Source organism: Streptomyces sp. ADMS, assembly GCF_033441795.1.
Lineage (GTDB): Bacteria > Actinomycetota > Actinomycetes > Streptomycetales > Streptomycetaceae > Streptomyces.
In genome coordinates this window covers 1-10,303 of sequence record NZ_JAVFVX010000176.1, presented here as the reverse complement: position 1 = coordinate 10,303, position 10,303 = coordinate 1, and the positions used below count along the sequence as shown (strand labels likewise).

General features: G+C 68.1%; 7 protein-coding genes. 5 read left to right on the top strand and 2 right to left on the bottom strand.

Going from position 1 to position 10,303, the window contains the following annotated elements; all coding sequences use genetic code 11:
* Nucleotides 1-55: 55 nt before the first annotated feature.
* A complete protein-coding gene (locus RB628_RS37840; RefSeq protein ID WP_318325184.1) occupies nt 56-562 on the bottom strand; it encodes a hypothetical protein in 507 nt (168 codons plus the stop codon).
* Nucleotides 563-759: 197 nt separating this feature from the next.
* On the opposite strand from RB628_RS37840, the gene RB628_RS37835 reads away from it, so the two are divergent.
* The gene (locus RB628_RS37835; protein WP_318325183.1) at nt 760-1,527 is read left to right on the top strand and encodes an SDR family NAD(P)-dependent oxidoreductase; all 768 of its coding nucleotides are present in this window, start codon (nt 760-762) and stop codon (nt 1,525-1,527) included.
* 617 nt (nt 1,528-2,144) lie between these two features.
* On the opposite strand, the gene RB628_RS37830 is transcribed toward RB628_RS37835, so the two are convergent.
* Nucleotides 2,145-3,101 carry a LacI family DNA-binding transcriptional regulator gene (locus tag RB628_RS37830; protein WP_318325182.1) on the bottom strand — a complete coding sequence of 319 codons (957 nt, stop codon included), beginning with the start codon at nt 3,099-3,101 and terminating at the stop codon, nt 2,145-2,147.
* Nucleotides 3,102-3,279: 178 nt separating this feature from the next.
* Here RB628_RS37830 and RB628_RS37825 point away from each other — a divergent pair, with 178 nt between their 5' ends.
* The 4 genes from RB628_RS37825 to RB628_RS37810 all read left to right on the top strand — a co-directional run bounded on the left by RB628_RS37825 (nt 3,280) and on the right by RB628_RS37810 (nt 10,050).
* Nucleotides 3,280-3,717: a hypothetical protein gene (locus tag RB628_RS37825; RefSeq protein WP_318325180.1), complete on the top strand. Its 438-nt coding sequence runs from the start codon at nt 3,280-3,282 to the stop codon at nt 3,715-3,717.
* A 452-nt stretch (nt 3,718-4,169) separates the two neighbouring features.
* On the top strand, nt 4,170-5,642 hold the full coding sequence (locus RB628_RS37820; RefSeq protein ID WP_318325179.1) for an MFS transporter: 1,473 nt from the start codon (nt 4,170-4,172) through the stop codon (nt 5,640-5,642).
* A gap of 223 nt (nt 5,643-5,865) precedes the next feature.
* Nucleotides 5,866-8,103 carry a beta-glucosidase gene (locus RB628_RS37815; protein ID WP_318325178.1) on the top strand — a complete coding sequence of 746 codons (2,238 nt, stop codon included), beginning with the start codon at nt 5,866-5,868 and terminating at the stop codon, nt 8,101-8,103.
* 183 nt (nt 8,104-8,286) lie between these two features.
* Nucleotides 8,287-10,050 carry a family 43 glycosylhydrolase gene (locus RB628_RS37810; RefSeq protein ID WP_318325177.1) on the top strand — a complete coding sequence of 588 codons (1,764 nt, stop codon included), beginning with the start codon at nt 8,287-8,289 and terminating at the stop codon, nt 10,048-10,050.
* Nucleotides 10,051-10,303: the final 253 nt, after the last annotated feature.

Sequence of the window (10,303 nt, the reverse complement as noted above, 5' to 3'; positions counted from 1 at the left end):
TACCAACTCCCGCCGGGGGCCCTCGCGTTACGGCCGGAATCGGCCCGTCCGGCCGTCAACACCGCTGGTCAGCGTGGTCGGTAGCGGCCCGATGCGGTGCGGACGAGCCAGCCCCGGTCGGAGAGTTTGCGCAGCTGGCCCCGGACCGGCTCGATCTTCGCCGGGGTCGTCTCCCGGCCCAGCGTGAGGGCGACATTCTGGCCATCACCGGACCGTCCGCCCCGGCCACGATCTCCATGATCCGGCGGTACTCCGAGGTCAGGGCCTGAAGCCCCATCCCCTCGACGCGATCGGGCACCACCCGCATCCCGCCCGCACCCGGGCCCACCGTCACAGCAACCGGCTCCGGCTCCGGCTCCGGCTCCGGCTCCGGCTCCGGCGACACGATGCCTGGCGGTCGCCGTCCACCGTCGGTGGCCTCGGACCATTGCCCGAACACCACCTCGGCGGCCTCCAGCCGGGCCACCTCCAGCTCGAGTTCGCCCAGCTCCTTGCGCAGCAGTTCGGCACGTTTCGCCAGCTCAAGCCGCCGCTCGATCGTCCACGTCAGTACGTCCGTCATGAACATTCCTCCCGACGCGGAACCTACGCAACAGCCCCCGAACCTCACGCCAGAACCCGCGAGAACGCCCACGCCAGACGATCTCGTGCTAACGATCAGGCCACCTGTCAGCGTGAGGACCTCACCGGCGCATCACACCAGCCCCACTGAACTGCGGAAACGAGCATGGCGCAGCCTCACTGAGAAAGGTGAAGCACATGACCAACAAGGATTTTGAAGGCCGCGGTGTAGTCGTCACCGGCGCCGCGTCCGGCATCGGCAGGACCACGGCCCTGATGTTTGCACACGAAGGTGCGAAGGTTCTGGTCGCGGACCTGGACCGGGCGGGCGCCGAGGAGGTGGTCGAGGAGATCAGCGCAGCAGGCGGAGCCGCTGTCGCGGTCGTCGGCGACCTGAGTGACCGGCAGGTGGTGGCCGAAGTCGTCGGGCGGGCCGTCGGTGACTTCGGCCGGGTGGACGTCCTGGTGAACAACGCCGGGATCATGGACCGTATGTCCGCGCTCGGCGAGACCGACGACGCCGAGTGGGAGCGGGTCATCCGCATCAATCTCACTGCGCCGTTCCTGCTGACGCGCGCGGTGCTGCCGCACATGCTCGCCGCCGGACGCGGCTCGATCGTGTTCACCGCGTCCGAGGCCGGCCTACGCGGAAGCGCTGCGGGCGCCGCCTACACCGCCTCCAAGCACGGCATCGTCGGCCTGGTGAAGAACCTGGCCGTCATGTACCGGGGACAGGGCATCCGCGCCAACGCCGTAGCCCCCGGCCCCACCGCGACCAACATCCGTGTGGACGCCGGTCAGGAAGCCCACGGCCCCAGCGTCATCGGCCCGTTGATCGGCGTCGGCATCGGACGGCTGGGTTCGGCGGAGGAACAGGCCGCCGCGATTGTCTTCCTGGCCTCCGACGCCGCCTCTTTCATCAACGGCGCCATCCTCCCCGTCGACGACGGCTGGGCCGCCGTCTGACTGGGCCTGGGGAAGCCCAGGCGGTGGAAGGCGCGGCTCAGGTCTTCGGGCATGGATGCGGGGTTGCAGGGGAAGACGTGGGTGCCCGGGGTGATCGGGCCGCCCGCTGTTTGGCCCCTTCGGTGGTGAGGGGCTGTGGCTGCGGCTGAACGGCGGGTGGAGTCGGAGTCCCTCAAGGCGTTCGGGCTGCGGCGGTGAGCTCCGGGAGAATCGCTGCAGTCGGGAGGCGGTGCGCAGTGGGGCGGAAAGGGTGGCCTGGTACGCCGGGTCCCCGTCGCAGGCGACCGCCGTGCGTTTCGCGTCGAGCTGACCGACCACGGCCGACAGACCGAGGCCGCCTTCCGTGCCGCCGTTGCCCAGCGTGTTGACGGCCTGACCTCACGGCTGCCCGAAGCCGACCGCGCACACCCGTGTCCTGTGGCCGCCCGCATCCTCATCAATGCCGCATCCGGCATGCCCTTGGGGCCGTACGCGGACCGGCCCGTCGTGGTCTCGATGGCACCGCCTGTCGTTCGACGGCCCCTTGCGGCTTCGCCGGCTCCGTTACTTACCGCGAGCCACTCGACCACCACCGTCGTCATCGCTTTCCTCGGGAGCGATGGTGCCCTACGGAGCGATCAGCTGGTCCCGCCTGCGATTACCCGGAGACGCACCTCGGTGCGCGGGGCACTGGAGCCCTTCTTGTCCAGGCGGGAGAGGATCGATTGGACGGTCGCCTCTGTCACCAGGGTGGTGTCGTACTCCACCGTGGTCAGCGGGGGAGTGGTGAGTCGGGAGAGGGGAGTGTGGTCCATGCCGATCAGCGCCAGTTCTTCCGGCACTCGCCACCCTCGGAGCGATGCGGCGTGCAGCAGAGCGGTCGCCACGTCGTCGTTGTAGCAGCCGACAGCGAAGCCCGGCACGCCGAGCTGGTCGAGTGCGGTCACAGCGTCCTCGGCGTTGATTCCGAGGGTGAGCACCTGCGGGTCGTCGACGCCGCTCGCGCGGCACTCGTCCGCGAACTCGCGTTCGCGAGGGCCGCCGAAGGGGTCGCTGCGCGCATCGTGCAAGTGAGCGTAGGCGAGGCGCCGATAGCCTCGGTCGATCAGGTGGCGCGCCTGCAGCTTGCCGATCTCGGAGTTGACGTCGGGATGTGACGCACTCTCCGGGTCGATCGCCTCGACGCCCCGACGCCCGAGGAGCTGTCTGTCGTCGTCGGAGAACGGTGTGAGGGACAGGATCGCCCGCGGTTTCATTCCGATGACAAGACGGTCCAGCGAGGCCGCGGTGTGTGTCGAGAGTCGTAGGACCAGGGCGAGTCCGCGCCTGGACAACTCGTCGGTCAGGGCGCCGTAGATGTCCTGCAGGTTTCCGCCGAAGGTTGTGTCGGGGATGAGCGCGATGACGATGTCACTCGACCCTTTGGCCAGCGCGCGCCCCGCGGTGGAGGGCTCGTAACCGAGGTCGGTGACGGCTTGACGCACTCGTGCCCGGGTCTCGGCCGCGAAGTGCTCTCCTCGGCCGTTCAGGATCTGGCTGACGGTGGATCGCGAGACGCCGGCCCTGTCGGCGACGTCCTGACTGGTAGCGATCACCGTTGCCTCCGTTCTCCTCGTAGACCATTCACTGTATCGCCATTGACGCGTGACACCTACAGTTTGCACGCCTATTGACGCGCGTTAAGAGGCTCTGATTAGGTTTTGACGCGCGTCAACGGACGCTGGCCTGGCGCCGCGCGGTACCTGAACTACGACGATGTGTCGGGAGCCAAACATGGCGATCTCCGCTTTCAGCGACGCACGGGCCCATCGCCCGGCCGCGGATAACACGATGGGCATACAGGCGGTACTCACGGTTTTGTCCTCGCAGGCGAAGGCCGCCCTGCCGGCGGGGCAAGCGGCATGGGGGGCGTCGAGCGCCGAACGCCTGGGGCTTTCCTGGGCGATGGTTGCCGACGGGCCGCATGGCGTCCGGGTGCAGGGCTCGGCTGCCGAGAGGCGTTGTGACCTGCCCCTGCGGACCACGGGCGCCGAGGAGGGCGAGAACGTTGCGGTGAGGCTGCCGTGCAAGGCTCCCGGCTCCGGTCCGAGGACCGGTGGGGAAGTGGTGCAGGTGTACGCCGGCGACGTCGACCTACGCATCGACCGCCCTGTTCGCGAGCTCGACGCAGCCACCAGATCGAAACCGACCCGGGCAGTTCGCACCCGTTAGAGGTGGAACGGTGTGCCCGGGACCTGTCGTTCTTCAGCCCAGCCCACCACCGCTGGGTCCTGGAGGGCGGCTCGGTGTCCGGGTACCGCGCGAGATCTTCGCCCGACCCTCACCGTCGAGGTGCCGACATCCGACCGGACCTCCACCGGGATTCAACGGTCACGTGACAGCCGGCGGACGCGCCCGCCGACCCGCCACCACTCGAAGCGCGCCGGTCGGGCTGCGGGCGTCCTTCGGCACCGCCCACGAAGTCCCCGCTCTGCTGGGGCGCTTCCGCATATCCGCTCTGTCCCCGTATGCGGAGGCCGCCTGGACATCGGCCCCCCTCGCTGAGCTGCCCGAGCGCGGCAGCGCCCCGACCCCGCGAGCCTGCCACGCCATGCACAGCCAGTACGCACGCCGATTCCGGAGGACCCCGCAGGTTCCCGCACCACCTGATCGAAGGGCCGCAAATGTCACAGAAGCAAGCCGTCACCGATGACACCTCGGAGCCGAACCCCAAGGTCCGATTCGGTGTCCGGCACTCACTCATCCTGCTCGCCCTGGTGTGGACCGCGCAGATCCTCCCGATCGTGAGCCTGCTGGCCGGCAACGCGCAGGCCGCGATCGCGGTCCACTTCCACACCACGCAGATCGCCTGGTTCGGCCTGTTGGGCGTCCTGATCGGAACGTTCGTCATGCCTTTCGTGGTGAAGGCCGCCGGAATGTACGGCAAGAGGCGCGTGATGATCGTCATCTCCGTGCTCGGGCTCGTCGGTGACGTCATTGCCGCCCTCGCGCCGAACTACGCGACGCTGCTCGTCGGGCGGGGCATCGCAGGACTCTACGTACCGATCGCGGCACTCTCCTATTCGATCGCGCGTGACGTGTTCCCCCGCCACCTGGTCGGGCCTGCCAGCGGTCTCATGGGAGGCGGCCTCGGCCTGGTCGGTCTCGGGGGCCCGTTCCTGTCCGGGTGGGTCATCGACGACTTCGGGTTCCGTGGCGCTCTGTGGTTCATGGCGATCGCCACGGTGTTCAGCTTGATCCTGCTGATCACCGTCGTGCCCGAGAGCCCCGTCCGCGAGGAACGTGCCCGAATGGACTGGTGGGGCGGACTGCTGCTCGGGGGTGGCCTCACCGCCATCGTCTACGCCATCGGGCAGGGCGTCGAGTGGGGCTGGACCAGCGCAAAGCTCTTCACCTACCTCGGTGCGGGCGTGCTCGCGGTGATCGCGTTTGTGGTCGTCGAGAGCCGGGTCGCCAACCCACTGTTCCCGCTCCCGATGCTCAAGCGGCGCAGAGTCTGGACGGTCCTGCTGGCCACGGCGGTGGTCGCGGCAGGGGTCTACTCGGTGGGCACGGTCATGCAGCTGCTCGCCCTCATGCCGAACATCCCCGGAATGTCCGCGGGCCTGGGCTGGTCGGCGACCAAGAACGCGGTGGTGACCAGCCCCATGAGCGTTCTGATCATCGTGGTGGCGGTCGTGACCGGGGTGCTGGCCCGCCGGGTCGACGCTCGCATCCTGCTGGGCACTGCTGCGGTCTTCGCCGCCGGAGGTTTCGCTCTCGGCTCCCATCTGCACCACTCGGCGTCCGAGATCATCATCATGGGTCTCGTGGCCGGAGTAGGCACAGGCATGACTGCCTCCATAGTGCCCATCATGATCATCGAGGCGGTTCCGCCAGAGGAACAGGCGCTGGCCAACGGGGCTCAGAGCATGGTGCAGGGCGTCGTCCAGGCGATCGTCCTCCAGCTCACCTTCGTGGTCATGGCCAAGGGCGGCACAGTCGCTCAGGGCACCCAGTTCTACGGCGACTCCGGCTTCTCCCACGCGTTCTGGCTGGAGGCCGGCTGTGTCGCACTGGGCGGTCTCCTCATTCTGTTGATACCAAAGGTCAAGCGGCTCGACGAAGCCGAGGTCGGCCAAGCGGCGACCACCTGACCACGCTCTATGGGTCCGGCCCCCTGGGCCCGGCCCTCCACGGTCTCCCCGCACCCAGGCCAATCTCGGTCGGCGCCATCGGCCTCTCAGGCGACACGGTCGTCCTGCGAGCCAGATCCGTTCGCCTGTCCGCACGAGCGCGCGGCGCCGCGCATCCGTCGCGACAGCTCGTCCACCGCCCCTCACCGCGGCCCGCGCCCGGTCCGGCACAGAAGGAAATCCCATGGCGCAAGTCGGCCTGCAGGCCCTGTCGCTCGAACAGAAGGCATCGTTGCTGACCGGCGGCGGCTTCTGGTCCACCGTGGCCGTTCCCGAGGCAGGCATCGGCGCGATCGTGCTCGCCGACGGTCCGCACGGTGTCCGACGTCAGAAGCACGGCACCGATCATCTGGGGCTCCATCACAGTGAACCGGCGACGTGCTTCCCGCCCGCTGTCGCGGTGGGTTCCAGCTGGAGCGAGGAGGTGGCGTCGAAGGTGGGCGCCGCCCTCGCGGAGGAAGCACGGGCACTGGGAGTGGATGTCCTGCTCGGGCCCGGCGTGAACATCAAACGATCGCCCCTCGGCGGTCGTAACTTCGAGTACTACTCGGAGGATCCACTGCTGTCCGGGGTATTGGCCACCGCCTACGTGAGGGCCCTCCAGGCGGGCGGTGTCGGGGCATCGCTGAAGCACTTCGCGGCCAACGACCAGGAGACTGAGCGCATGGTCATCAGCGCGGACGTCGACGAACGCACGCTGCGCGAGATCCATCTGTCGGCCTTCGAGCGCGTCGTCACCGAGGCCCAGCCGGCCACGGTCATGTGCTCCTACAACAAGGTCAACGGCATTCACGCGTCGGAGAACCATTGGCTGCTCACACAGGTCCTCCGAAATGAGTGGGGGTACACCGGCGCGGTGATCTCCGACTGGGGCGCCGTGCGCGCACGTCCCGCGGCGCTCGACGCCGGTCTGGACCTGTCCATGCCCGGACCCGGTCACTACTCGACGCAGGCCCTCGTCGAAGCCGTGCGGGACGGTCGTGTCGAGGAATCGGCGGTGGATCGAGCGGCGGAACGCGTGCTCGCTCTCATCGACGCCGACAGCCGTCGGCCGGCCGCTCCGGATCTGGACGCGCACCACGAACTGGCCCGCGAACTCGCGACCGAATGTGCGATCCTCCTGAAGAACGCGCACGGCACACTCCCGCTCAACCGACCGGCGTCCGTTCTCGTGGTCGGGGAGTTCGCGATCACACCGCGATACCAGGGCGGTGGCAGCTCACACGTCAACGCGACGTGTGTCGACGTCCCGCTGGAGTGCATCGAAGCTCACGCCGCCGCGCGGGGAACCGCCCTCACGTACGCCCGAGGTTTCGACACCCGGGAGGAGGACGGAGATGCGCTGCGCGAGGCGGCGGTGCGCGCCGCGGCGGAGGCCGGGGCGGTCGTCGTCTTCGCGGGCAACCCGGAGACCGAGGAGACCGAGGGCCTCGATCGCGAACGTCTCGAACTCCCGCCCGCGCAGGTGCAGCTCATCAGAGCGGTCGCAGCGGTAGCCCCGCGGACCGTGGTCGTGCTTGCGAACGGAGGGGTCGTCTCGCTCGAGGAGTGGCACGACGACGTCGACGCGATCCTGGAAGGTTTCCTCCTCGGCCAAGGCGGTGGCGCAGCAATCGCCGATCTTCTCTTCGGGGCGGCCAATCCCTCCGGCCGGCTCGCGGAGACCATCCCGCACCGTCTCAAGGACACCCCCACCTATCTGTCGTTCCCCGGGGAGCAGGAGCACGTCCGCTACAGCGAGGGCGTCATGGTCGGGTACCGCTACTACGAGACGGTCGGCGCCCCGGTCCGCTACCCGTTCGGACACGGCCTGAGCTACACCGACTTCGACGTGTCCGAGCTGCGGGTAGGGGTTGACGGACCGGCCGGGGCATCGGTGGCCGTCAACGTCACCAACACAGGAACTCGGGCCGGCAAGTACGTGGTGCAGGTGTACGTCTCAACAGGAGTCGGACCCGTCAGGCGCCCGGAGCGCACGCTCGCGGCATTCACCAAGGTGCACCTCGAACCCGCAGAGACCCGGACGGTCCAACTCCGCCTGGACCGGAGCGCGTTCGCGTACTGGGATCTCCCCCTCGCCCGGTGGGTCGTCCCGGGCGGGACCTACGTCGTCCAGGTCGGCGAGAACGCCTCCACGGTGCTCCACGAGCAGCTCGTCCACCTCGACGGTGACGGCGTTCAGCCGCCACTTTCGCTGCAATCGGATGTTTCCGAATGGCTCGTGCATCCGGTTGCGGGGGCCCCGCTCAGGGACCGACTCGCCCCGCTCATCGCGCAGGGCGGACCGGCGCCCCTCGACGACAGCGACATGATGCGCATGGTGGGTTCGATGCCGATGAGTCAGATCCTCAACCTGACAGGCGGCGCAATCGACGGTGACTGGCTCGTTTCGCTTCTGGACGACTCCGACACACAGACCTGAGGGGGACCCGTCAACGAGCGGGTCTTCGTCTGCCCTGCCCCGGACGACAGGCCCCTCGCCGCCTCCGACGGCTCCGTCCTGTCCCGCGCACAGCCTCCCAAGGGCCGGGAACGAGAAGTCGACCGGTCAGGCCGTAATACCGCCCCTGCCTCCAGCCGCGAACAAAGAAGAAGGCACGCACCCATGACCTCCGGCGCCCACCGCCTCACGACAGCCGTCAGCTGCAACCCTCTGAACATCCCGTATCGCTACCAGGACGTGCGCCCCATGGGCGCAGAGCGGACCGTGCACCGCGAAGCAGCCGACCCCACCGTCGTCCGGTATCGGGGCCGGTTCTATCTCTTCGCGTCGATGTCGGCGGGATTCTGGCACTCGGCGGACCTGCGCACATGGGAGTACCGCGCGACCCGGAAGCTGCCCGCGCTCGACTACGCTCCTCACGCACGGGAGATCAACGGCGTCCTCTACGTCACGGCGTCCAGACTGACCGACAGCCCGATCTTCCGCAGCGAGGATCCCCTCGCGGACGACTTCACCCTGGTGAACCCAGGGTTCCCGTTCTGGGACCCGCACTTCTTCCAGGACGACGACGGCGCTGTCTACTTCTACTGGGGCTGCTCGAACAAGGAGCCCATCACCGGGGTCCGTCTCGACCCGGTGTCCATGGACAAGGTGGGGGAACCGGTCGTCCTGGTCGCCGGCGCTCCTGACCGTCACGGTTGGGAACAGATCGGAGAGAGCCACGTCAAGGCCGAGCCCCTGACGGAAAGGGCGAGAATCATCGCCCAGTACCTCGGCGACGCCCCCTTCGTCGAAGGCGCCTGGATGACTCGCCACAACGACACGTACTACCTGCAGTACGCCGCGCCGGGCACCGAATGGAACACCTACGCAAACGGCTACTACGCGGGATCCTCGCCACTCGGGCCCTTCGAGTACTCGCCGAACAGTCCCTTCTCGTCGAAGCCGGGCGGCTTCGTCACCGCAGCGGGCCACGGCAGCACCTTCCAGGACGAACACGGCAACTGGTGGCACACCTCCACCATGCGCGTCTCGGTGCATCACGAATTCGAACGACGCATCGGGCTGTTCCCGGCCGGCTTCGATTCCGACGGCGTCCTCTTCTGCAACCAGAACTTCGGGGACTATCCGACGCTCGTTCCCGACCGCCGTGTCGATCCGTGGACGGAAACCTTCGCCGGCTGGATGCTGCTGTCGTTCTGCACGACCGCGACCACCTCGTCGTCCGCCGAGGGCCACGAACCCGAACTCGCGGTCAACGAAGACATCCGCACCTGGTGGACCGCCGGAACCTCGCAGCCCGGAGAGTGGCTCCAGACCGATCTCGGCGAGGAACGCACCGTCACGGCGATTCAACTCAACCTCGCCGACAACCACATGGCGAGTCACGCACCGGAGAGGACCGACGGTGAGGACATGACCGGAGCCTGGAGAGCGATCTACCCCGACCACCACCCGACCGAGGTCCTCATCGAGCTCTCCTCGGACGGCCAGGAGTGGCACACCGTCTCGGACAACCGAGGATCGGGCGAGGACGCTCCGCATGCCTTCGTTGTGCTCGAGTCCGCCCGGCGAGCTCGATTCGTCAAGGTCACGGCTGGCAGGATGCCCTTCGACGGCCCGTTCTCGATCAGCGGACTTCGGGTTTTCGGCACCGGCGACGGAGCAGCACCCTCAGCCGCCACTCCCCGAGCGAGGCGCGTCGACGACCTCACTGCAAGGATCGAGTGGAATCCCCGCGAGACAGCCCAGGGGTACAACGTCCGCTATGGCATCGCGCCCGACAAGCTCTACCACAGCTGGCTGCTCTACGGGCAGAACGACCTCGATCTCCGAAGCCTGAACGCGGGACACGACTACTGGGTCGCGGTCGACTCCTTCAACGAGAACGGCATCACCACGGGCCCGGTGACGAAGATCGACTGACAGCGTCCCTGAGGAAGAGGTCGTAGCAGCTCTTCGTCTCAACCGATGAAGGACACGGAATGGCATCCCCGACCGGGCTCTCGGCAGCCGTCTCGCAGTCGGAACCGTGGGTTTCGGCGCTGTGGGCCACGCCGCGGCCTACGGCCACGCGGCAGTCGGCGGCGACTCCCCGAGGATCTGATCGGCCGGCGCGTCGGATCTAGGCCCGGACTTCGCGGGTCACCGTTTCAGGTTTGTGGCCAGTGGGTTTGTC

Excerpts from the sequence above, each read along its gene's own strand:
- RB628_RS37840 (WP_318325184.1), bottom strand. The coding sequence starts at position 562 with ATGACGGACGTACTGACGTGGACGATCGAGCGGCGGCTTGAGCTGGCG.
- RB628_RS37835 (WP_318325183.1), top strand. The coding sequence starts at position 760 with ATGACCAACAAGGATTTTGAAGGCCGCGGTGTAGTCGTCACCGGCGCC.
- RB628_RS37825 (WP_318325180.1), top strand. The coding sequence starts at position 3,280 with ATGGCGATCTCCGCTTTCAGCGACGCACGGGCCCATCGCCCGGCCGCG.
- RB628_RS37820 (WP_318325179.1), top strand. The coding sequence starts at position 4,170 with ATGTCACAGAAGCAAGCCGTCACCGATGACACCTCGGAGCCGAACCCC.
- RB628_RS37815 (WP_318325178.1), top strand. The coding sequence starts at position 5,866 with ATGGCGCAAGTCGGCCTGCAGGCCCTGTCGCTCGAACAGAAGGCATCG.
- RB628_RS37810 (WP_318325177.1), top strand. The coding sequence starts at position 8,287 with ATGACCTCCGGCGCCCACCGCCTCACGACAGCCGTCAGCTGCAACCCT.